Here is a 21,315-nt window from a genome sequence, read left to right as displayed (position 1 = left end):
CCTCAGCCGCGCGAGCCCGAGCGCGCGGCGATGACCTGCTCGGCCACCTGCCTGGGCGCTTCGGCGTAGTGCTTGAACTCCATGGAATAGGTGGCGCGTCCCTGGGTCAGCGAGCGCAGCGAGGTCGAATAGCCGAACATCTCGGCCAGCGGGACTTCGGCGCGCACCAGCTTGCCGCCCCCGCCGGCGATATCTTCCATGCCTTGCACCATGCCGCGGCGCGAGGACAGGTCGCCCATCACATTGCCCGTGAAGTCTTCCGGCGTCTCGACCTCCACCTGCATCATGGGTTCGAGCAGGACCGGATCGGCGCGGCGCATGCCCTCCTTGAAGGCCATGGAGCCCGCCATGCGGAAGGCGTTCTCGTTGGAATCCACGTCGTGATAGGAGCCGAACGTCAGCGTCACCTTGACGTCCACTACCGGATAGCCCGCCAGCACGCCGGTATTGAGCGTATCGACGATGCCGCGCTCGACCGCGGGAATGAACTCGCGCGGGATGACGCCGCCCTTGATCGCGTCGACGAACTCGAAGCCCTTGCCCGGCGCCTGCGGCTCGACGGTAATGACGGCATGGCCGTACTGACCGCGACCGCCCGATTGCTTGACGAACTTGCCTTCGACGCCCTCGACCTTCTTGCGTAGGGTTTCGCGGTAGGCGACCTGGGGCTTGCCCACCGTGGCCTCGACGCCGAACTCGCGCTTCATGCGGTCGACCAGGATCTCCAGGTGCAGTTCGCCCATGCCGGAGATGATGGTCTGCCCCGATTCTTCGTCGGTGCGCACCCGGAATGAAGGATCCTCCTGGGCCAGGCGGTTCAGGGCCAGGCTCATTTTTTCCTGGTCGGCCTTGGTCTTGGGCTCCACGGCCTGCGAAATCACCGGCTCGGGAAAGACCATGCGTTCCAGCACGATGACGTGCCCGGGGTCGGTCAGGGTGTCTCCGGTGGTGACGTCCTTCAGGCCCACGGCGGCGGCGATGTCGCCCGCATAGACTTCGCTGATTTCCTTGCGCTCGTTGGCGTGCATCTGCAGGATGCGGCCCAGGCGCTCCTTCTTGTTCTTGAGCGGATTGAGCACCGAATCGCCGGACTTGACGACACCAGAGTAGGCGCGAAAGAACACCAACTGCCCGACGAAGGGGTCGGTCATGATCTTGAACGCCAGCGCAGAGAAGGGATCCTTGTCAGACGGATGGCGTTCGATTTCCTTGTCGTGCTCGTCATGGCCCTTGATGGCCGGCACGTCCACCGGCGAGGGCAGGTAATCGATGACCGCGTCCAGCATGGCCTGCACGCCCTTGTTCTTGAAGGCGCTGCCACAGAGCATGGGCACGATTTCGTTGGCGATGGTGCGCTGGCGCAGCCCGGCCTTGATCTCCTCTTCGGTGAGCGTCTCGCCGGAGAGGTATTTTTCGAGCAGCACTTCGTTGGCCTCGGCCGCCTTCTCGATCAGTTTCTCGCGCCATTGCAGGGCCTGGGCCAGCATATCGGCCGGGATGTCGGCATACTCAAAACGCACACCCTGGCTGGCGTCGTCCCAGAGGATGGACTTCATCTTGACCAGGTCGATCACGCCGCGGAAGTGGTCTTCGGCGCCCAGCGGCAGCTGCACCGGCACGGCGTCGCCCTTGAGGCGCTCGACGATCTGGCGCTGCACGCGCAGGAAGTCGGCGCCCACGCGGTCCATCTTGTTGACGAAGGCGATGCGCGGCACGCCGTATTTATTGGCCTGGCGCCACACGGTTTCGGACTGGGGCTGGACCCCGCCCACCGAGTCGTAGACCATGCAGGCGCCGTCGAGCACGCGCATGGAACGCTCCACCTCGATGGTGAAGTCCACGTGCCCCGGGGTATCGATGATGTTGATGCGATGCTCGGGGTAGTTGCCCGCCATGCCGCGCCAGAAGGCCGTGGTGGCCGCCGAGGTGATGGTGATGCCGCGTTCCTGTTCCTGCTCCATCCAATCCATGACCGCGGCCCCCTCGTGCACCTCGCCCAGCTTGTGGGTGATGCCGGTGTAGAAAAGGATGCGCTCGGTCGTCGTGGTCTTGCCGGCGTCGATGTGGGCGCTGATGCCGATGTTCCGATAAAGCTCGATTGGCGTCCTGCGAGTCATGGTGGCCCCTTACTCAAGGCGTTGGATCATGGAAGGCGCAACAGGAAAAACCGTTGTGTCCTGGGCGAAGCCCAGACTGATTAGCATAGTACGGAGACCGCCCGGACGCAGCACTTGACCTCAACCCCCGCCGGGTCATTGCGCCCTGCCGGGGCCGGGGCCAAAAAAAGAAACCCCGCGCGCCGGCAAGCGGCACGCGGGGGATCGCCAAGAGCGGAAGAAGGCGCGCGCCTTACTTCTTTTCTTCCTTGACGCGGTAGACCAGCACCGCCGTGGTGGCCAGCGACAGCACCTTGGCCGTGACGCTGCCCAGCAACAGGCGCGACAGGCCGCTGCGGCCGTGGCTGCCGATGAAGATGAGGTCGCAACCGGTGTCGGCCGCGGCCTGCACCACGCCGTCGGCGACATTGAAATTGGACACAGCACGGGACTCGACCTTCACACCCGCGGTATGGGCGCGATCGACGATCTGCTTCAGGTATTTTTCGGCCTGCTCGGCCGCCGCCTTTTCGTAGTCCTCGTCGGTGATGGCATAGGCCGCGGCCATGCCGTCAAAACCGATGGTGGCCGCGAAGGGCTGGGTCACGTGCAAAGCCACGACTTCGGCGCCAACCGAACGGGCAAAGGTGATGCCCGCGTTGGCGGCTTGTGCGGAAAGCGGGGAACCGTCGGTGGGAATCAGGATCTTCTTGAACATGCTGCCTGCTCCTTCTAGTAGGAATCTACATGCTACCGGAAAACCCCGGCCGCACGCGGGAAAAGTCCCGCCGGCTTGATGGGCATCAAGCCAGCTGCTGGGCCGCCACGAAGAGGTTGGTGCAGCGCGTGCCGGTGCGGCAATACGCCAGCACGGGGCCGGGCAGGCTGCGCAGCAGCTCGGCGAAACGCGCCACGTCGGCGGCGGTCATGGCGCTGCCCACCACCGGCTGGTATTCGACGGCCAGGCCGGCGGCCACCGCCGCCTTGGCCACATCGGCGGCGGTCGGCTGATCCGGGCCGCCTTCGAAGTCGGGACGGTTAATGATCACGCTTTTATAGCCGGCTTCGGCCACGCCGGCCATGTCATCGGGGCCGAGCTGGGGCGCCACGGCGAAGTTTTCGGTCAGGGGACGAATCGGCACGCTCATGAGGGAATTCCTTGGGTGATGGCCCCTGCGGGCCAGCTCCACCGGAGCGCGGCCCGCGAAGGGCGGGGGACAATACTCAAAGTATAGTGGCCCCGGGCTTGCCGGCGGGCTCCGCCATGAGGTCGGCCAGGATGCGCCAGGCTTCGGGCGAGTCGATCATGGCCACCGAGAAGCGCAGCATGGTCGACGGCTGCTGCGAGGGCGAGAACAACGTGCCCGGGGCGAGCAGCATCCCCCGGTCGGCCGCCTGGCGGGCGAGGATTTCGGAGTCGCGCCCGCAATCGGCCCAGACGAACATGCCAGCGTAAGGCTCGTGCGGAACGGCAAAGCCCAGGGCCTGCAACCGGCGCAGGCAATCGCGCCGGGCTTCGTCCACTTTTGCCCGCACCCGATCGAGGTGGCGGCGGTATTGCCCGTCGACCAGAATACGGTGCACGACCCGTTCCCCTAGCTCGGGCGTCGTCAGGCCGGCGAGCATTTTGAGGTCCGCCAGGGGCTGCAGGATGTCGGCGTGGGCCGCCACATAGCCCACACGCAGGCTGGCCGCCAGCATCTTGGAAAAACCGCCCACCAGGATGACCCGGTTGAGGCGGTCCAGCGCGGCCAGGCGCATCGCGCCGCCAGGATGCATTTCGCCGTAGGTGTCGTCCTCGACCACCATGAAATCGTGGCGTTCGGCCAGCCGCAGCACGCCATAGGCCGCGCCGGCCGACAGCGTGTGGCCCGTCGGGTTGTGCACCGCCCCGTTGATGATGAAGAGCCGGGGCTTGTGTTCGGCCGCCAACCGCTCCAATAGCGCCAGGTCCGGGCCATCCGGGCCGCGCGGCACGCCGATCACGCGCGCGCCGAAGGCCGCCAGCCGGCCGAAGAACACAAACCAGGCGGGGTCTTCGACCAGCACGGTGTCCCCGGGCTTGACCAGATGGCGGGCGATGAGGTCCAGCCCGTGGGTCACGCCATTGGTCGTGAGCAGATGGTGCTCGGGATGCGCCGGCACACCGTCTCCCTGCAGCATGGAAGCGATCTGCTGGCGCAGCGGCAAAAAGCCCTGCTGCCGCCCATAGGAGACCAGATTGGCCCGGGCCGAGCGCCCCACCGCGCGGATGGCGCCCGCCACCATCTCGGGATCCAGCCAGTCGGCCGGCAACAGCCCGGCGCCGCCCGGCGAGCCGGGGGTGGTGTCCCGGAACATGCTGCGCAGCAGCCAGGTGACATCCACGCGCGCCGGCACCGCCAGCCCCGGCGAGGCCGGCAGCGCGGGCGCCAGCGAACCGCTGTTGCGGGCACGCACAAAGAAGCCGGCGCCGCGCCGCGATTGGACCAAGCCCCGCGCCACCAGGCGGTCATAGGCCTCGACCACGGTAAAGCGGCTGACCCCCGACTGTTCGGCCATGCGGCGGATAGACGGCAGGCGGGTGCCCGGGCGCAGGCCTTGCTCGTCGATACGACGGGCCAGATCATCGGCCAATTGGGTCACCAGGGTCGCGTCGCCCTCGCGCACGGGCTGCCAGTCGGCGGGTAATTGAGAAGAAGCTGCGGGTTCGGATGCAACTGTCATGGCAGTTTTACCAGGCCAGTGATTAAAGTGAATCGCCAAAGTGTATCGGTACTGTACCGATGACTGTGCGTAGAGTGACAGGCTTCTCCTTCCCGGGCAAGCCCCGACCCTCAATTCCGCCCTTTCCATGTCCCGTAGCCAAGCTGCCCCCTCCTTCGAAGGCTATGCCTTCGGCCTGCTGGGAGTCCTCGTGTTCTCCCTCACCTTGCCCATGACGCGGCTGACCGTGGCCGAGATGCCGCCCTTGCTGGTCGGGCTGGGGCGCGCCCTGGCTGCCGCCGTGCCGGCCGCGCTGCTGCTGCTGGCCAGCCGCAGCCGCTGGCCCACCCGCTCGGAGTTCAGCGGCATTGTCTTGGCCGCGGCCGGCATCGTGGTGGGATGGCCGCTGACCTCGACCCTGGCCATGGCCAGCGTGCCGTCTTCGCATGGCGCCGTCGTCAATGGCCTGTTGCCGCTGTCCACGGCGCTGTTCGCCTGCTGGCGCAGCGGCGAGCGTCCCTCGCCCGCTTTCTGGGGCTGGGCCCTGGTGGGCGCCGTCCTGGTGGTGAGTTTCATCCTGAGCCAGGGCCACGGCAGCCTGCAGCCGGGAGACCTCTGGCTTTTACTGGCCGTTGTGCTGGGCGGCATGGGCTATGCCGAGGGCGCGCGCGCTTCGCGCACGCTGGGCGGCTGGCGCACGATCTGCTGGGCCCTCGTGGTCAGCGCCCCCTTTCTGGCCGGTCCAGTGTGGTGGATGGCGGCCCGCTCGCCCTTGCCCAGCGCACAGGCGCTCTGGGCTTTCGGCTATCTGGCTTTCTTTTCGATGTTCCTGGGGTTTTTCGCCTGGTACCGCGGCTTGGCGGTGGGCGGCATCGCCCGGGTGGGCCAGGTCCAGCTGCTGCAGCCTTTCCTGACGGTGCTGGCCGCGGCGGTGCTTTTCCAGGAGCGGGTCACGCCTGACACTTTCGTGTTCGCCCTGGCGGTGGTGCTGGTCATCGCGGGCGGCCGCCGCGCCCTGATCAAGACACGCTAGCCTCCCTTTTGTTTCCGGTAGACCTCCATGTTGACCGATTCCATCCCCATCCTCTCGCTTTCGCTGCTGGGCCCCCTGGCCCTGTTCGCCCTGGTCTCGTCCATCACGCCGGGCCCCAACAACGTAATGCTGGCGTCCTCGGGGCTGACCTTCGGCTTTCGGCGCACCGTCCCGCACATGCTCGGCGTGACCATCGGCTTTTCGGTCATGATCCTGCTGGTGGGCCTGGGCCTGGGCGCGCTGTTCAGCCAATTGCCATGGCTATATACCGCCCTGAAATACGGCGGCGCGGCCTATCTGCTCTACCTGGCCTGGAAGATCGCGCGTTCCGGCCCCATGGAAGACGGCTCACAGCGAAGCCGGCCGCTGACTTTCATGCAGGCCGCGCTATTCCAGTGGGTCAATCCCAAGGCCTGGGTCATGACGGTGGGGGTGGTGGCCACCTACACGCCCCAGCAGGGTTTCCTGGCCAATCTATGGGTGGCGGCCCTGGTCTGTGGTCTGGTCAACCTGCCCAGCATCTCGATCTGGGTGTCTTTCGGGATGGCCTTGCGGCGCGTCCTGCACCGGCCGGGCGCCGTGCGCGCCTTCAACATGACCATGGCCTTGCTGCTGGTGATCTCCCTCTACCCCATCGTCCTGGAACTGCTGCATCATTGAGGGCGCCGCGGGGAACCTGGAGCCGCCGGGGCGAGTCCGAGATTCCATCATGGTTGCCTTTTCCCGCACATCACGTCGCCTGGCCGGTTCGGCCGCGCTCATCGCCGCCGGCGTCGTCGGCTGCTCCGAACTGGACAGCTGGCAGCGCCAGGCGATTTTCTCTCCCGAAGCCGAGCAGCAGCGCTGGTGGCGCGAACCCCCCGACGGCACGCAGGTATTCGACCTGCCAGTCGTCGACGGCGAAGCCATCCGCGCCTGGTATTGGCAAAGCCCGCTGCCCCAGGCGCCCACGGTGCTCTACCTGCACGGCGCCCGCTGGAACCTGAACGGCAGCGCATTCCGCATGGAGGCCTGGACCCGTCTGGGCTATTCGGTGCTGGCCATCGACTATCGCGGCTTCGGCGCCTCCACGCCGCGCCTGCCCTCCGAACGCTCGGCCCTGCAGGATGCCCAGGCGGCGCTGAACGAATTGGCGCGGCGCCAGCCGGATCCGGCACGCCGCTTCGTCTATGGCCACAGCCTGGGCGGCGCCATCGCCATCGACCTGGTGTCGCAGCCCAGGCAGCCGGAGATCGCCGGCCTGATCGTGGAATCCAGCTTCACCAGCATCGCGGCCATGATGACCCAATACAAATGGGGCAAGGTGCCCGGCGCGTCCTGGCTGCTGACCCAGCATTTCGATTCGGTGGGCAAGCTCGCCCGCCTGTCCACCCCGCTGTTGCTCTTGCATGGCACGGCTGACCGCGTCGTGCCCGACAGCATGAGCGATGAGCTCTACGCGGCCGCCATCAAGGTGCCGCCCGAACTCAGGCGGCTGGTGAAGATAGAGGGTGGCTCGCACTCCGGCGGCGTGCGCGCCGGCAGCCAATATGACCGGGCGGTGGCGGATTTCGTGCGCGATGCCGGCGCCGCCTGGCGTGCCGGCGCTCCCGGCCTCAGCGGCTGATCAGCGGCGGGTTGGCGTCCGCCCCCCAGCCCTGCCGCTTGAGACTGGCGCCGATGCTGGCCTCGCGGGATCCCGCCGGGACCATCTGGCTGAGCCGCGCCACCGACAGCCCATTGGCCACCAGCCACTCGCCCAGTTCGGGGCTGGACAGGACTTCGAATTCCGCCACGCGCTGCGCCGCATGCTCGATGGGCCCAGGCAAGGCGGGGTGGCACATGATCAGGTCGCCGTCGAGGGCGTTAAACAGCCAATGATGCAATAAGCTGGCATAAGCGCGCCGCCCGCCCCCGAAGCCGTAGGCGCCGAAGAAACGCCTGTTGCCGGGCCAGCCGTCCTGGCGGGCCTGGGCGGCCAGCGCATGGCCACCCAGGCCCGCGATGGCATGCGCCTTGAAGACGGCGGCCAAGGGCAGGCCCTGCATGGCGCCGGCCGGCGTCAGGCGCAGCCAGGGACGCTGCCGGGGATAGCGCTGCCGCAAGGCCTCCAGCAGGGGGCCGCGCACGCCGGGCAATTGATGGACATGCTGGTGTCCGTCGACATAGTGAGGCGCCTGGCCCATCTGGTCTTCAAAGGCATCGAGCTGGCGGTCGATCTCCTGGCGGACCTGGGTGCGGTCGAGGCGGCCGGCATAGGCCCGCAGCAAGAGGGTCTTCAGCGGCAGCATGCCGGCGTCGGCGGGCGAAAGGGCCTGGGTAAGATTGAGATGCAGGCCGGTGTCGGCGGCACGACGCTTGAGGTCGGCGGCGTGGCGGGCAAAGCTCGCGCCGGTCGACATGCAGCTCACGGCGCTCAGCCGGCCCGCGTCGACCAGCTGAAAAATCGCGTGGTCTATGCTGGCATCCATGCCAAAATCGTCGCCGCAGACGGCAATACGCCGGCCATGGGCCGAGGCCTTCATCGTCGTATCCATTACCTTCACTTCCGCATGCCCGCCTTGTTTCGTCAAATTGCCTGGTTCGTCTTTGTCGGCTGCGCCGCCGCCGCAACGCACTGGCTGGTCGCCGTGCTGTGCGTCGAATTCGCCGGCCTGGCGCCAGCCTGGGCGAACGTGGCCGGCTGGCTGGTAGCCTTCGTGGTGTCCTTCAGTGGTCACTACCGACTGACTTTTCGTCATTTGACGCTCTCTTGGATCATAGCCGCGCGGCGTTTCTTCCTTGTGTCAGCCGCGGGCTTCGCCTTGAACGAGGCCGCCTACGTCTGGCTGTTGCATGCCACCCGCCTGCCCTATGACCTCCTGCTGGCTTTGATCCTGGTCGGCCTGGCCTTCCTTACTTTTGTGGCGAGCCGCCTATGGGCTTTCCGCCACAAACCCGCTGCCGGACCGCATCGTTGACATCAATGCGCCAGACCTGGCGGCGCCCGTCGACAAAGCGCGGCGCTTCGCCCCGGATGGCCGCATAGGCGTCCCCGTCCGAGGTCTGCCCCCAGACCCAATAACGCGAACCCGTGGGCGCGGCGCACAGGCGCTCATTGAAGACGGCATTCGAAACCAGGACGCGCTTGCCGACCTCGGGCTCGAAAATCGCGGCGTCGTAGAGTTCCTTGCGCCAGTTGTCGCGCGTGGGGATTTCGGGGTTGGACCAGTCGTCGACCACCCACAGCGGTTCGGTCGAGGCCGTGTAGATACCCAGGTCGAAGGGGAAGTGATGCAAGGCCACCATGGTGTCATAGGGCCCGGCTTCGCCGCGGACCTGCTCGCCCAGCGGCCCACTGCCGCCACGCGGGTTAAAGGTGGCGACCAGGATGCCCGTCACGCATAGCGCCATGGCCACGCCCAGGCAAACCTGGGCCCGACGGCGCTGCCCCCGCTCCCAGGCCGGGAGCACCAGTTCGGCAATGAGAAAGGCCAGGGCGGGCACGGCGGGCAGGATGTAGCCGATCAGCTTGGAGCTGGGCAGCGAGAAAAAGCCCACGACGACCACCAGCCAGATCAGCATCAGGCGGCGCAGGCCGTCGACATCCTCGGCACCCCAGAAGCCGCGGCGCAGCGTGCCGCCCATCCAGAGCGACCACGGCAGCGTCAGGCCGGCCAGCACAGGCGGATAGAACCAGAAGGGCTGCACATTGTTAAAGCCCGACAGCGCGAAACGCTCAAAGTGCTGGTAGACAAAGAAATAATGGAAAAACCCGGGATAGCGCAGCTGCATGTCCACGAACCAGGGCAGCGCCACCAGCAGGAAAAGCGCAATGGCGGGTGGCCAGACCAGGGCCTTGAAGCCGTGGAAGTCACGCCGCATCAGCAGCCAGAAAAACAGGATGGCCCCCGGCAAGACAATGCCGATCAGCCCCTTGGCCAGCACGGCCAGGGCTGCCAGCAAGGCGGTGGCCAGCGACATCCGGCGCCAGGGCAGGCCCGCGGCCACCCGCATGATGGTGTCCGCGCCGGCCAGCACGCACAGAGTGATCATGCCGGCGACCGGCATATCCATGTTGGCGAACTGCGCCCCGCCATAGAAAAAGGGCATGCTGGAGAGCACCAGCACGGCGCAAAGGGCGAAGCGCTCGCCGCGATAGCGGCGCGCAAAACCATAGACGCCGGCGATGCTGGCCCAGGCGATCAACAGCGAAGGCAGGCGCGCGGCCCACTCCGACAGCCCGAAGACCGAGAAGGACAGCTGGGCCAGCCAGTAGTACAGCGGCGGCTTGTGGAAATAAGGCATGCCGTCCATGAGCGGCACGAGATAGGAATGGCTGCGCAGCATCTCCCAGGCCACGCCGGCGTAACGCCCCTCGTCGGGCAACGTCAGCGGGCGCGACCAGGCCAGGCCCATCAGCCAAAGCGCAACGGCCGCCAGCACCAGCCAGGCGGGGATACGGTGACGCGCGACGCCGGACACGGGTAAGGCGACGCTGCTCATTGCGCGCGCGCCTTGCGTGCCGCACGGGCGCGCCCGCGCCGCTGGCGGGCGATGTAGAGCGGCCGGCCCTTGACCTCATCGAAGATACGGGCGACATACTCGCCGACCACGCCCAGGGAGATGAGATTGACGCCGGCAAAGAACAGCAAGGCGGTCATGATGGTGGTCCAGCCCGAGACAGCGTTGCCGACCAGCAGGTAGGCGCCCACCAGATAGGCGCCGTAGACCAGGGCGAGCAGGGCGAACAGCACGCCCAGGAGACTGACGGCACGCAGCGGCCAAGTGGTGAAGGCGGTCAGGCCGTCAAGGGCCAACCCGAACAGGCGCATGGGCCGGAAGTGGCTGCGCCCATGCATGCGGCTGTCCGGCGTATACGGCAAGGCTTCGCTCTTGAAACCGACCCATGCGTAGAGGCCCTTCATGAAGCGGGTGCGCTCGGGCAAGGCCACGAGGGCCTCGACCACGCGGCGGTCCATCAGGCGGAAGTCGCCCGCCCCGGCCGGCACGTCGACCCGGCTTCCAGAGAGCAGGCGGTAGAACCAATGCGAACCCAGCTGCTTGAAACGGCTTTCGTCATTGCGATCCCGGCGCAGGGCGTAAACCATTTCAGCGCCGGCGCGCCAGCGGCGCAGCATTTCTTCGATGAGGGCGGGCGGATGCTGCATGTCGGCATCCAGGCAGATCACCACATCGCCGTCGGCGGCCTCCAGGCCCGCGCTGATCGCGGCCTCCTTGCCGAAGTTGCGGGCCAGCTGGATGTAGCGGAAACCGTCAAGCGCAGTCCATTCGGCCATGAGCTCGGGCGTGGCGTCGCTGCTGCCGTCATCGATGACGATGATCTCCCAGGCCGAACACATGGAGTCCAGGCGGCTGCGCAGGGCCGGCAGCAGCACCCGCAGATTATCCGCCTCGTTCAGGCAGGGTACGATGCAGCTGACCTGCGCCTCGACGTAGAAAGAACGGACCTCTCCAGCCATTTCGAGGGGCGCCTCGGAGGGGGGAAGCGAGGCTGGAAATGCCTGAGAGCGGAATTCGACTTGCATAGTGCTGACCCTATAAGAGGGTTGAATATGCGGCAAGTATGCAAATCCCACTGTCAAATTTTTATCAAATCAGCCGAATCCCGATAGAACAGCGGGCAAGCCGGCCAAAAAAAGCCCCTGGGCCAGCACGGTAGAATAGGGCCAACTCGCTGTTTTTATTGATTTTCCATGCCTCGCACACTGAGTTGCCGTCCCATGGCCGCGGACGACCTGCCCCTGATTTTGCGCCTGCAAGCGGACGTCTACCCGGCTGACATTCTTGAAAGCGCGGATTTCTTCCTGAACCGCCTCGAGCTGGCCCCCGCCACCTGCCGGGTGGCCATGCGCGGCGGCAGCCTGGCCGGCTATCTGGTCGCCTATCCCTGGCGTTCCGGCCTGCCGCCGGCGCTGAACCTGCCGCTGCAGGCGCTGCCAGAGGATGCCGACAGCTGGTTCGTGCATGATTGCGCGGTGGCGCCCCAGGCCCAGGGCGCCGGCGTGGCCGGCCTGATGCTGCGGGACAGCGCCCGCGCGGCGGCCCGGGCGGGGCTGACCCGCGCCAGCCTGGTGTCGCTGGCGCCGGCGGTGCGCTACTGGGAAAAACTCGGCTACCAGGCGGCGCCTCCCTCGGCGCCGCTGGCGGCCAAGCTGGCCGGCTATGGCGCCGGCGCGGTCTACATGGCCCGCGACATCCCCTTTCAGTAAAAAGAACTGAAGGTGATATAGGCCTTGTAGAGGATGGTCAGCACGGCCACGATCAGGCCCAGCCCCATCAGGCCCAGACCGAGGTTACGGTCGCGCAGCCCAAAACCCACCAGCATGAGCGCCACGGCAAGGCTCACGATGATGAGCATCGTATTGGTATTCGGGTGCATCGTGTCATTCTCCTGTTTGAGTACTGCCCACGCCGGTCCATCCCCCTCCCAGCGCCTGATATAGCTTGACCGTCACCAGGGCCCGGGCGGTATGCGCCTGGGCCAGTTCATCATCGCGGCGCAGGGCGTCCAGCTGGGCTTCGAGCACATCCTGCAGCGTCTGCCGCCCCCCATCGTAGAGACGCGCGGCCTGCGTCGCGTTGCGGCGCGCCGTGGCGGCCGCCTGCGCGAGCAGCTGTTCGCGCTCATCCAGCCCGCGCCGCATGCCATAGGCGTCGTCCACCTCCCGCAAGGCATCCAGAATGCTCTGATCGTAACGCGCCAGCGCGCCTTGCAGGCGGGCGTCGGCCGCCTCGACGTTGGCCGCGATACGGCCGGCCGTGAAGATGGGCAGGGTGACGCCTATGCCCAACAGGCCGGCCGTGCCCTGCAGGGCCGGCAGGCCGTCGATATCCAGGCGCCCGTCTTGCAGCAGGAAATTGAGGGTGAACCGCGGCAACCACTGCGCCTTGGCGCTGCCCAGCCTGGCCGCGTAGGCGCTGACCTCGTGGGCGCGGCCGCGCACATCGGGGCGTCTTGCCAGGACTTCCGAGGGCAGCATGCCGCCGGGGGCGGCGGGGATGCCGGCCGCGGCCGGCAGGGGCGGCAATGCCGCCTGGCCTTGCGGCGCCCGTCCCGTGAGCACGGCCAGGCGCCGCAGGCGTACCTCGTGCTGGCTGACCAGCAGCGGCCGCTGGGCGCGGATATTCTCGGCCTGCGCCTGGGCGCGATCGACCTCGTAGCGGGTGGCCTGCCCGGCACGGAAGCGGCCTTGGGCATAGCGCAGCAGCCTGTCGCTGGCGGCGATGCTGGCATCCAGCACGCGCAGCCGCGCCTGCAGGCCCCGCGCCTCGAGATAGGCCTGGGCGATATCGGCGGCCACCAGCATGCGCGCGCCATGGAGCCGCTCCTGTTGGCTGGCCGCGGCCTCGCCGGCGGCGGCCGCGTCGCTGCGGCGCCCGCCGAACACGTCGACCTCCCAGACCGCCGCCACCCCGGCCAGGTAGTCGGTGACCATGGCCGTGTCGCGCGGCAAGGGGCGGGGTTGCCGGAGTTCCAGCTTGCCGCGCTGGCCCCCCGCATTGGCCGCCAGATCGGGATAGAGCGCGGAATCCACCACGGCGGCCATGGCGCGGGCTTCGCGCAGGCTGGCCTGGGCCTGCTTGAGGTCGTTGTTGTTCGCCAGTCCGCGGTCGATGAGATCCGTCAGGATGGGGTCGTTCCAGGCCCGCCACCAGGCATCCAGCGCCTGCGGCGCGGCCTCGGCGGGCATCTGGTCGAAGCGGTCCGGCAGCGCATGCTCGGGAGGGGCCTCCACGCGCACCGAGCAGGCAGCCAGCAAGGCCGGCAACAGGATAGGGAACAATCGTGGGATCGGAATCATGAGGCTATCCCTGCTGCGCCAGCATGGAACGGAAACGATGCAGCGCCAGTCCAAGAAAAAGCGCCCCGCACACGGCGATGGCCAGGAATTGCGGCCAGACGACGGCAAAGCCCGCGCCCCGGTACAGGATGGCCTGGGTCAGCATGACGAACTGCGTGGTCGGAAGAATGGGCACGAGACTTTGCATCAGCGGCGGCATGCTTTCGACGGGCGTGGCCGCGCCGGACAACAGATACGCCACCACATAGACGGGCACGGCCAGCAAGCCGAACTGCGGCATGGTCGGCGCCAAGGTGGCCAGGTACATGCCGAGGGCCGTCACCGAGAAGAGATAGAGCGCCAGGCCGGCCATGAAGAGCAGTTGGGATCCGTGCAGGGGGATACCCAGGCCGGCATGCACGACCCAGCGCAGCGACAGCATGGCGGCAAGCAGGATCACGGCGCCGTTGGAAAGAATCTTTGCCATGGCGATTTCGCTGGCGCGCACCGGCATGACCAGCAAGTGCTCGATGGTGCCGTGCTCGCGCTCGCGGATGACGGCCGCCCCGACCAGGATGATGGCCAGCACGGTGACATTGGTCACGATCTGCATCACCGCCGTGTACCACGACGACTGCGCATTGGGATTGAAGAGCTGGCGCGTGACCGGCACGACCGGCAACTGGGCCTCGATGCCTTGCGCATTGAGGAAAGCCAGTACCTCGCGCGCGATGATTTCGTTCAGGTAGGTCACGCCCAGGCCGGCCTGGGTCATCGCGGTGGCGTCCACCAGGACCTGCACGGCCGGTTGGCGGCGCGCCAGCACGTCACGCTCGAAATTGGGCGGGATCTCGATCACGAAGATATAGCGGCCGCGGTCCAGGGCCTCGTCCACCTCATCGCGGGTGATGGCTTGCGGCGGCTTGAAATACGGCGGCAGGATGGCGTCGCGCAGGCGGAAGGACAGATTGGAGCGGTCGCCGTCCAGCACGGCCACCGAGGCATTGGCCACCTCGGCTTTCACGCCGCTGGCGACGGAATAAATAGCCGCCGAGAAGGCGAACACGATGAGCAGCATCAAGGTGTAGTCGCCGGCCAGGCTATGGAATTCCTTGCCGCACAGACGCATCACATTGCGCAGCCATTGCGTCATCTCAGGCCTCCTGCTTGCGCAACAGCAGGCGCGCCGCGCCGATATAGGCCAGGGCGAATGCCGCCAGGGCCGCGTACATGGACAGGAAGCCGCGCCAGTCCAACCCCTTGGTGAAACCGCCCAGGCTGATGAGCTGGAACCACGACGAGGGGAAGCCCACGCCCACCCAATAACTGCTGCCCGTCAGCGTGGAGACGGGATAGAGCAGGCCGGAGAAATTGACCGAGGGGATGAGACAGAGGATGGCCGTGCCGAAGATGGCGGCCACCTGCGAACGCACGAAGGTGGACATGAGCAGCCCCAGGGCCGTGGCGGCCAGCACGAAGAGCAGCGCGCCCAGCGAGAGACCGAGAAACGAGCCGCGCAAGGGCACCCTCAGCAGCACGATGCACAAAAACACCTGGGTGAGGTAACTCAGCATGGCCAGCGCGACATAGGGCATCTGCTTGCCCAGCAGATACTGCCCGACCGAGGCCGGCGAAGCGTAGAGATTGGTGATCGAGCCCATCTCCTTTTCGCGCACCACGCCCAGGGCCGTCAACATGGTGGGGATAAGGATCATCGCCAACATCAGGATCCCCGGTGTGATGGCGTAGATGCTGCGGAATTCCTGGTTGTAGGCGAAGCGCGACTCCACGCGGGCGGGCAAGGCCAATCCGCCCAGGGGGCTGGCCGCCATGAGCCCGGCCGTGTATTCCAGCATGATGCCGGTCGCATAGCCGCGCACGTTCTCGGCCGTGAAAGGCTGGGCGCCGTCGATATAGAAACCGACCTGGGGGCCGCGGCCGGCCAGCAGGTCGCGGCCATAGCCGGGAGGAATGTCGATGATGAGCTTGGCGGGGGTGCCGCGCAGGCGCTCGGTGATCTCCGCGTCGCTGGCCAGGGGCGCGTCCTCGCGGAAATAGCGCGAACCGGAGAAGTGTTCGAGCAGGCGGCGGCTCTCCAGGCTCTGGTCGCGGTCCAGGACTGCATAGCGCACGTTCTCGACGTCGAAGGACACGCTCCAGGCGGCAATGCACAAGAGCACGATGGGTCCGAGCAGCGCGAAAGCCAGGCGCATGCGGTCGCGCCGCAATTCCAGTGACTCGCGTTGCGCGAAGGCCCAGGTCCGGCGCCACCAGGCGGCCAGGCCACCGGCAGCCGGCGGCGCGGTGCCGGCCAGATCGGCGGCGCCCTGCCCGGCCTGTTCCACCGTCTGCTCGGGGTCGGCCTGTTCGAGATAGGCCACGAAAGCATCTTCGAGGGTGGCGGCGTGCTGGCTTTCGGTGAGGGCGTCGGGCGTGCCCACGGCCAGCACGCGGCCGCGGTGCATGAAGGAGATGCGGTCGCAGCGCTGCGCTTCGTTCATGAAGTGGGTGGACACGAAGATCGTCACGCGCTCCTGGCGCGACAGGCGCAGCAAGTGGCGCCAGAACATATCGCGCGCGGCCGGGTCCACGCCCGAGGTGGGCTCGTCCAGGATGAGGACTTCCGGGCTGTGCAGGCAGGCCGCGGCCAGTTGCAGGCGCTGGCGCATGCCCAGCGGCAGGCTGGCCGGATGGATGCCGGCCACGTCGCGCAGCTCGAACTCGTCCAGCGCGCGCGCCACCGCCTGGCGCGCCGCCTCGCCTTCCATGCGGTACAGGCGCGCATGCAGCTCCAGGTTCTTGTGCACGGTCAGCTCTTCATAGAGCGAGAAGGACTGCGACATATAGCCGACCTTCATGCGGGTCGCCATGTCGCCGGCATTGACCGGCTGGCCGAGCAGCTTCGCCGTGCCGCTGGAGACATCCAGCAGCCCGGTGAGCATTTTCATGGTGGTGGTCTTGCCGCAGCCGTTGGAGCCCAGGAAGCCGAAGATCTCGCCGCGCTCGATGCGGAAACTCACCCGGTCCACGGCCACGAAACTGCCGAATTTGCGCGTCAGCCCGGAGGCCTCGATCGCGGGCGGCCCGGGCCGGGGTTCAAAGGGCGTGATGTCCAGGGGCGCGTCCGCCTGGTCCTGCGGCAAGAGGCTGATGTAAGCCTGCTCCAGGGTCTGCGCGCCGGCGCGCCGCATGACCGCATCGGTGGCATCGCTCACCAGCACGTTGCCGGCATCCAGCGCCACCAGGTGCTCGAAGCGCTGCGCCTCTTCCATATAGGCCGTGGCCACCACCACGGTCATGCCGGGCAGCTCGGCGCGCAAGGCGTCGACCAGGGCCCAGAACTGGCGGCGCGACAGCGGGTCCACCCCGGTGGTCGGCTCGTCCAGGATGAGCAGCTCGGGGTTGTGGACCAGGGCGCAGCACAGGCTGAGCTTTTGCTTCATGCCGCCGGACAGCTTGCCGGCCGGGCGGTCCGGGAAAGGCGCAAGGCCGGTGGCGCGCAGCAGCCGCTCGATGCGGCTGCCGCGCGCCGCCGGATCCAGGCCATAAAGTCGGGCGAAGAAGTCCACGTTCTCGTAGACCGAGAGCGTGGGGTAGAGGTTGCGTCCCAGCCCTTGCGGCATGAAGGCCAGCCGCGAGGCGAGTTCATTGCGGAAACCGCGGCGCGCGATATCGCCGCCCAGCACCCGGACCTGGCCCGATTGCAGGCGCTTGACCCCGGCGACCAGGGACAGCAAGGTGGATTTGCCCACCCCATCCGGGCCGATCAGGCCTATGGTCTTGCCCATGGGCAATGCCAGCGACACATCGCGCAGCGCCCACACGGCGCCGTACCGATGCGAGACCTGCTCCAGGACGATGGCGTCCATCGCTCACTCCTTGGGCAGCGAGATGTCCAGCTCGGCGGGCCAGGCCGCATCGGCCTGCAGATTGACATAGCCATTGCCCGTCATGCCGCCCTTGAGCAGCGTGGCATAGCGATTGGCGAGGTCCACGGGCACTTGCAGCTTGACGCGGTACATGAGTTTGTCGCGCTCGTTGACCGTTTCGACATATTTGGGCGTGAACTGGGCCTCGGCCGCCACGAAGCCCACCTTGGCCGGGAACACGGCCCCGGGCACGCCGTCGAGCACGATCCTGGCCTCCTGCCCCACCCGCAGGCGGCCAGCCACCCGCGCCGGCCAGAAGACCGTCATATAGATATCGGAAGTGTTCAGCAGCGTCAGCACCCGTCCGCCGGCCGGCAGGACCGCCCCGACCTCGACCACCCGGTACTCGATCCGGCCGGCCACCGGCGCGCGCAGGTCCATGTCGTCGATGACGCTCTTCACGCGGGCGATCTGGGCCTGGGCCTCCAGACCGGCGGCCTTGGCCTCGCCGAGCGCCGCGCCCGCGGCGGCCAGCCCGGCGCTTTCGCCCTGCAAAGACAATTGGCGGCGCTGCAATTCGATATGCGAGACCAGGGCGTCGCTGCGTAGCCCCTGGGTCTGCTTGAGTTCGATCTGCGCCAGTTTCTCGCGCGCCTGGCGCGCCTCGGTTTCGGCCTGGGCACGGGCCACTGCCTGGTCGGCGCGGCCTTGCGCGGCCTGGGCGGCGGCCAACTGCGCGCGCAGCTCGGTGGTGTCCAGCCGTGCCAGCACCTGCCCGCCGGCCACGCCATCGCCCTCGCGCACCAGCAGCTCCTGCAGGCGTCCGGCATATTTGGTGGCGATGTCGATGCGGCCGACTTCCAGTCGGCCATTGGCGCTGCCGATGTTTTGCGGCATGTCCTGCGCGCGATACTGGTTGACCCAGATCGCCCCCGCGGCGGCCAGCGCGAGCAGCACGGCCACCGATCCCCAAACCAGCGACTTTTTCATCCGATCTCCACGACAGACGGCGGATGCTCGGGTGCGGCGCGGTGCCGTAAGTCGCGCGGTAAGGATCCGCGTCGCTTGCGATCTAGCCTGCCTAGCTGCCCGGCAACGCCATGTTATCCGCCGGCCGGCATGCGCGGTGCGCGCACACCCCGGCGGGCCTTGCGTCAGATCAAGCACTGCTCACGCACGGGCAGGGCTGCTACGACCATACACGAAAAAGGGGGTTGGACCAAAGTGGTCCGGGCGCCAAGGGATTGGCGAGACGGGGCTGGCGGGATTTCGCCGCAGAAAAAGAAAAAGCCCGCTGGATTGGCAGCGGGCTTTCTCAGGTGTCTGGTGGGTGGTACAAGTTTCGAACTTGTGACCCCTGCCGTGTGAAGGCGAAATCTCAATGTTCCAGAAGATCCCGGAAAGCCTTATTTCATAGGGACGACAGGGAATCTAAGCACCAAGAGATACGCGGATATCCCAGAAGATTTTGAGTACTTTTTGAGTACTGGGTATAGTTCGCCCATGGCTACCAAGATCGATTCCGTATCTGCCCGCGACCGTCTCAAACCTCGCCGGGCACCCTACTGGCACAAGATATCCACCGGCTGCTATGTCGGCTTCCGCAAGATGACGGCGGACAGCGTGGGCACCTGGCTGGCTCGCTACAGGGACGGCGACAAGCAACCTTCGCAATCCTTGGGCGCACTGGACGAGTACCCAGCATTTGAACGATTTGACCGCGCCACTGAGCAGGCCAGAGCTTGGTTCGCACACCTGGACAAGGGCGGCACCACTGGACGCAATACCGTCAAGGATATCTGCGCCGACTATGTGACCCACACGCGCCGCGAGAAGGGAGATAAGCCTGCCAACGATATAGCCGGGAGATTCAAGCGATGGGTCGACGCCACACCGCTGGCCGACGTCGAACTGGCGAAACTCACGCGGGATCACGTGAAGGCCTACAGGACGGGATTGATGGCCGCTCCGGTGGTTGTAAAGGGTAAGGAGAGAAAACGCGCCCCAGACACGATTAACCGCGATCTGACGGCCCTGCGCGCTGCCCTGAATCTTGCCTTCGCTGAGGGCAAGGTGACGACCGACTTTGCATGGCGGGAAGCGCTAAAGCCGATCAAGGGCGCTACTCGTCGACGCGAACTGTATCTAGACCGGGACCAGCGCCGGGCCTTCATCGAACACGCCGCGCCGGATGTGGGCGAATTGCTGCGCGGTCTGTCTATGCTTCCGCTTCGGCCTGGAGCGCTGGCCAGCCTGAACGCCGGAGATTATGACCACCGCCTGAAGTCGCTACGGATCGGCCAGGACAAGGCGGGAAAGGATCGCAAGCTGCACGTCACCGGCGCCACTGCCGACTTTCTGGCGAAGCACGCCCAAGGCAAAGCGCCTGGCGCGCCGCTGCTTACCCGTCTTGATGGTATCCGGTGGAACAAAGACGCCTGGAAGCACCCAATCAAGGACGCAGTAGCCGCGGCTGGCCTACCGGCCGAGACGACGGCGTATAGCCTCCGGCACTCGGTAATCACTGATCTCGTGGTGGGTGGCCTGGATCTGCTAACGGTGGCTCAGGTGAGCGGCACCAGCGTGGCCATGATCGAAAAGCACTACGGTCAGCTACGGCAAACTGTCGCCGCCACGGCGCTGGAGCAGCTAGCTCTTTGATCTACCGTGCACCTCTTGACGCCAAAAGGCGACTACCTCGTTGGGCCTGATGTTCGCCGCAAAGGCGTTTTTGCATACGCTCCACAAAACGGTGCTGTCTTCCTTGCTCTGCATTGCGCGCGTGCCGTCATCACCTAGAAGCTCAAGAACGTTCACGAAGAAGCGCTCTTCGTCGGTACGCAAATGGTCCGGGAACATGAAAGCCTTTTCGGCCTCGTTCATCGGCGACACGCTTTCACTCGTTGATCTCACCATGAGATGGCTCGTAGTACTGCGGCCGACCTCGTATACGTCGGGGTTCACTTTTTCTAGAAGCCTACCGTACGCTTCTCTGGCCAAGCTGGCGATCGACTTACCCTCAATCTCGTAAGTATCTGCCAATCGTTTAACCGCGAAGTCCACGGCCTGCGACAGGGACATGTTCTGCTCCCTGGCGAGCAACTCGAGCATCAGCTTTCCCATAAACGGCAAGCGGATACTGAACTGTCCCTGCTTGTCCGGGGCCGCCTTGCGCGGACGCCCTACAGGCCTTTTCGGCTTTTCTGCCACGATCTGCACTCAATAGTGTTAACGGTGGCAAATATTACTTGCTTTGCGTCCCGAGTGTGCGAAACTTTGTCCTAGTGTGTTTTTCACACTATCGAAACTACGAACACTAAGGAGTTTTCATGGAAGAGCAGCTCGATACTACCGAATTGGCCCCTGAGATCACGTTCGACGCCCGGCCGACCGTGTTGAAGATGACCAGCCTTAGCGCAACCCAACTCTACAACGAGATCAAAAACAACGGATTTCCGCAGCCCTATCAGATCGGAAAGCGTCGGATCGTATGGAATCGGGCGCAAGTGCTGGCATGGATCGAATCCCGGCCTCGGGGTATCCGGACGTCTAAAGGAGAGTGATATGACGAACCAAAAACTAAGCCCCGCAAGCGTTGGCGCGCTTAACGGGGCTGGAGAAAGTGCTTGCTTGGTCGCAGGGCACGACGGAAATCATACAACGGGTTGTGCGGCTGGTCTAGCGGCGGGCCGGGCCTGGTTCGCCCAGATCCGCAAAACGATGGGCGAGTACCGCGATACCGAGCGCTGCGCATTCGTCCGCGGCTTGCAGGCGGATGACTCCGACGCTGCCCTGGCATCCCTGGCGTTCGACCAAGGCTTTGCTAAGGGCCTGGCCGAAGCGTTTGCGGGGGTGCGCCATGGCTAAGC

21 protein-coding genes are annotated in these 21,315 nt (G+C 66.2%); 7 read left to right on the top strand and 14 right to left on the bottom strand.

Annotated elements, in window-relative coordinates; genetic code table 11:
* Positions 1 to 2 precede the first annotated feature (2 nt).
* The 4 genes from fusA to AXA74_RS19145 all read right to left on the bottom strand — a co-directional run bounded on the left by fusA (position 3) and on the right by AXA74_RS19145 (position 4,802).
* Complete coding sequence (fusA, locus tag AXA74_RS19160) at positions 3 to 2,117, bottom strand: elongation factor G (protein WP_029580275.1); 2,115 nt, start codon at positions 2,115 to 2,117, stop codon at positions 3 to 5.
* A gap of 232 nt (positions 2,118 to 2,349) precedes the next feature.
* Positions 2,350 to 2,814 (bottom strand): universal stress protein, encoded by a 465-nt coding sequence (locus tag AXA74_RS19155; RefSeq protein ID WP_029580274.1) that lies wholly within the window; start codon positions 2,812 to 2,814, stop codon positions 2,350 to 2,352.
* An 85-nt stretch (positions 2,815 to 2,899) separates the two neighbouring features.
* Positions 2,900 to 3,244, bottom strand: coding sequence for a TIGR01244 family sulfur transferase (locus AXA74_RS19150; RefSeq protein WP_029580273.1), 345 nt, complete (start codon positions 3,242 to 3,244; stop codon positions 2,900 to 2,902).
* A 76-nt stretch (positions 3,245 to 3,320) separates the two neighbouring features.
* Positions 3,321 to 4,802 carry an aminotransferase-like domain-containing protein gene (locus tag AXA74_RS19145; RefSeq protein WP_032955398.1) on the bottom strand — a complete coding sequence of 494 codons (1,482 nt, stop codon included), beginning with the start codon at positions 4,800 to 4,802 and terminating at the stop codon, positions 3,321 to 3,323.
* A 127-nt stretch (positions 4,803 to 4,929) separates the two neighbouring features.
* Here AXA74_RS19145 and AXA74_RS19140 point away from each other — a divergent pair, with 127 nt between their 5' ends.
* From AXA74_RS19140 to AXA74_RS19130, 3 genes are read left to right on the top strand one after another with little or no spacing between them, the layout of a single operon-like run.
* On the top strand, positions 4,930 to 5,814 hold the full coding sequence (locus tag AXA74_RS19140; protein WP_032979327.1) for a DMT family transporter: 885 nt from the start codon (positions 4,930 to 4,932) through the stop codon (positions 5,812 to 5,814).
* 27 nt (positions 5,815 to 5,841) lie between these two features.
* Positions 5,842 to 6,474: a LysE family translocator gene (locus AXA74_RS19135; protein ID WP_029580270.1), complete on the top strand. Its 633-nt coding sequence runs from the start codon at positions 5,842 to 5,844 to the stop codon at positions 6,472 to 6,474.
* A 49-nt stretch (positions 6,475 to 6,523) separates the two neighbouring features.
* A complete protein-coding gene (locus AXA74_RS19130) occupies positions 6,524 to 7,420 on the top strand; it encodes an alpha/beta hydrolase (protein WP_032955396.1) in 897 nt (298 codons plus the stop codon).
* On the opposite strand, the gene AXA74_RS19125 is transcribed toward AXA74_RS19130, so the two are convergent.
* A complete protein-coding gene (locus AXA74_RS19125) occupies positions 7,410 to 8,264 on the bottom strand; it encodes a ChbG/HpnK family deacetylase (RefSeq protein WP_230584681.1) in 855 nt (284 codons plus the stop codon). The genes AXA74_RS19130 and AXA74_RS19125 overlap by 11 nt on opposite strands.
* 81 nt (positions 8,265 to 8,345) lie before the next feature.
* Here AXA74_RS19125 and AXA74_RS23995 point away from each other — a divergent pair, with 81 nt between their 5' ends.
* Positions 8,346 to 8,753, top strand: a complete 408-nt coding sequence (locus AXA74_RS23995; RefSeq protein ID WP_172899579.1) for a GtrA family protein — start codon at positions 8,346 to 8,348, stop codon at positions 8,751 to 8,753.
* Here the strand turns inward: AXA74_RS23995 and AXA74_RS19120 are convergent.
* Positions 8,689 to 10,278: an ArnT family glycosyltransferase gene (locus tag AXA74_RS19120; protein WP_029580267.1), complete on the bottom strand. Its 1,590-nt coding sequence runs from the start codon at positions 10,276 to 10,278 to the stop codon at positions 8,689 to 8,691. The genes AXA74_RS23995 and AXA74_RS19120 overlap by 65 nt on opposite strands.
* Positions 10,275 to 11,321 (bottom strand): glycosyltransferase family 2 protein, encoded by a 1,047-nt coding sequence (locus tag AXA74_RS19115; RefSeq protein WP_029580266.1) that lies wholly within the window; start codon positions 11,319 to 11,321, stop codon positions 10,275 to 10,277. The genes AXA74_RS19120 and AXA74_RS19115 overlap by 4 nt, the downstream gene beginning before the upstream one ends.
* A gap of 168 nt (positions 11,322 to 11,489) precedes the next feature.
* On the opposite strand from AXA74_RS19115, the gene AXA74_RS19110 reads away from it, so the two are divergent.
* Positions 11,490 to 12,005, top strand: coding sequence for a GNAT family N-acetyltransferase (locus AXA74_RS19110; RefSeq protein WP_032955392.1), 516 nt, complete (start codon positions 11,490 to 11,492; stop codon positions 12,003 to 12,005).
* On the opposite strand, the gene AXA74_RS24505 is transcribed toward AXA74_RS19110, so the two are convergent.
* From AXA74_RS24505 to AXA74_RS19090, 5 genes are read right to left on the bottom strand one after another with little or no spacing between them, the layout of a single operon-like run.
* Positions 11,999 to 12,175, bottom strand: a complete 177-nt coding sequence (locus AXA74_RS24505; protein WP_029580264.1) for a hypothetical protein — start codon at positions 12,173 to 12,175, stop codon at positions 11,999 to 12,001. The genes AXA74_RS19110 and AXA74_RS24505 overlap by 7 nt on opposite strands.
* A 4-nt stretch (positions 12,176 to 12,179) precedes the next feature.
* Complete coding sequence (locus AXA74_RS19105; protein ID WP_230588841.1) at positions 12,180 to 13,598, bottom strand: efflux transporter outer membrane subunit; 1,419 nt, start codon at positions 13,596 to 13,598, stop codon at positions 12,180 to 12,182.
* A gap of 4 nt (positions 13,599 to 13,602) precedes the next feature.
* Complete coding sequence (locus tag AXA74_RS19100; protein WP_032963402.1) at positions 13,603 to 14,730, bottom strand: ABC transporter permease; 1,128 nt, start codon at positions 14,728 to 14,730, stop codon at positions 13,603 to 13,605.
* A gap of 1 nt (position 14,731) precedes the next feature.
* Positions 14,732 to 17,446: a ribosome-associated ATPase/putative transporter RbbA gene (rbbA, locus tag AXA74_RS19095; RefSeq protein ID WP_032979326.1), complete on the bottom strand. Its 2,715-nt coding sequence runs from the start codon at positions 17,444 to 17,446 to the stop codon at positions 14,732 to 14,734.
* A gap of 3 nt (positions 17,447 to 17,449) precedes the next feature.
* Positions 17,450 to 18,436, bottom strand: a complete 987-nt coding sequence (locus AXA74_RS19090; protein ID WP_032963400.1) for an HlyD family secretion protein — start codon at positions 18,434 to 18,436, stop codon at positions 17,450 to 17,452.
* Positions 18,437 to 18,949: 513 nt separating this feature from the next.
* Between AXA74_RS19090 and AXA74_RS19085 the strand changes: the two genes are divergently transcribed.
* Positions 18,950 to 20,107: a tyrosine-type recombinase/integrase gene (locus AXA74_RS19085; protein ID WP_060833248.1), complete on the top strand. Its 1,158-nt coding sequence runs from the start codon at positions 18,950 to 18,952 to the stop codon at positions 20,105 to 20,107.
* On the opposite strand, the gene AXA74_RS19080 is transcribed toward AXA74_RS19085, so the two are convergent.
* Positions 20,096 to 20,665, bottom strand: a complete 570-nt coding sequence (locus AXA74_RS19080) for a hypothetical protein (protein WP_126623624.1) — start codon at positions 20,663 to 20,665, stop codon at positions 20,096 to 20,098. The two genes, AXA74_RS19085 and AXA74_RS19080, sit on opposite strands and share 12 nt — an antisense overlap.
* A 110-nt stretch (positions 20,666 to 20,775) precedes the next feature.
* Here AXA74_RS19080 and AXA74_RS19075 point away from each other — a divergent pair, with 110 nt between their 5' ends.
* Positions 20,776 to 21,009: a helix-turn-helix transcriptional regulator gene (locus tag AXA74_RS19075; protein ID WP_060833246.1), complete on the top strand. Its 234-nt coding sequence runs from the start codon at positions 20,776 to 20,778 to the stop codon at positions 21,007 to 21,009.
* Between the two features lie 115 nt (positions 21,010 to 21,124).
* Here AXA74_RS19075 and AXA74_RS24585 read toward each other — a convergent pair.
* Positions 21,125 to 21,315, bottom strand: a 191-nt coding sequence (locus tag AXA74_RS24585; protein WP_211269879.1) for a hypothetical protein, incomplete at its 5' end; no start/stop codon positions are given.

Origin of the sequence: Bordetella hinzii LMG 13501 (assembly GCF_001548475.1) — a bacterium.
Taxonomy (GTDB): domain Bacteria; phylum Pseudomonadota; class Gammaproteobacteria; order Burkholderiales; family Burkholderiaceae_B; genus Bordetella; species Bordetella hinzii.
The sequence above is the reverse complement of the archived record's forward strand: the minus strand, read 5'-3'. Positions and strand labels throughout refer to the sequence as shown.